1 protein-coding gene is annotated in these 869 nt (G+C 68.9%); it reads left to right on the top strand.

All coding sequences use genetic code 11. The annotated features are described in order from the left end of the window. Positions 1-10: 10 nt before the first annotated feature. Positions 11-869 (top strand): Mu transposase domain-containing protein (locus tag IEX31_RS18470; protein ID WP_444541797.1); only part of this gene is annotated, 859 nt, incomplete at its 3' end.

The raw sequence follows: 869 nt of genomic DNA, 5'->3' as shown, positions 1-869 counted from the left end.
TGAGGCTGGGGTGAAGGTCGTCACGAACTGGGTGATCCACTACCTCGAGGGTCGAGCGTTCGCGTCGCTGGACGACCTCAACGCCGCAGTCGCCGTCCAGATCGATGCCATCAACGATCGGACCCCGTTCCGCGGTGAGCGGCGGTCTCGCCGCGACTGGTTCACCGAGCACGAGCAGGCAGAGCTGATCCCGCTGCCTGCCCGACGCTGGGAGCCGGTGATCTGGCGGAAAGCGAAGGTGCACCGGGACTGGCATATCCAGCTCGACACGATCAAGTACTCCGTCCCGTTCCGGTTCGCAGGTCTCGGTGTCGACGTCCGGATCATCGGGGAGCAGATCGACGTGCTCTCCGGCGGGGAGATCATCGCATCCCACCAGCAGGGGCCGCGCCGCAACGGCTACGTCACCGACCCCGAGCACGCCCCCGCCCATGCCGAGTCGGTGTCTGGGCTTTGGACGCGGGCGTATTTCCTCCGGCAGGCGTCGAAGGTCGGGCCCGGTACGGTCGCGGCGTTGACCAGGCTGCTGGATGGGAAGGTGATCGAGGCGCAGGGCTACCGGTCCTGCATGAACATCCTCGACCTCGGCAAACGCGGCGACCGGGTCCTGCTCGAGCAGGCCTGCCGACAGCTCGTCGACGAGGACCCGTACCGGCAGATCAGCTACACCGCCGTGAAGCACCGCATCACCGCCCTCCGCGCCGGACTCGACGCCCGCCCCACCGTGAGCGACGACATCCCCGGCGGCGTTGTCGCGTTACCGATGGTCGGCGCGCCGGGGCGGCGGGACACCAGCCGGGCCCACCTCGCCGGCGCGGGAGCGTTCAGCCTCGACGCCCTCACACGACCAGCCGGTGACCAGATGACGG

The sequence above is a fragment of the Agromyces bauzanensis genome (assembly GCF_014645655.1).
GTDB lineage: Bacteria > Actinomycetota > Actinomycetes > Actinomycetales > Microbacteriaceae > Agromyces > Agromyces bauzanensis.
The sequence above is the reverse complement of the archived record's forward strand: the minus strand, read 5'-3'. Positions and strand labels throughout refer to the sequence as shown.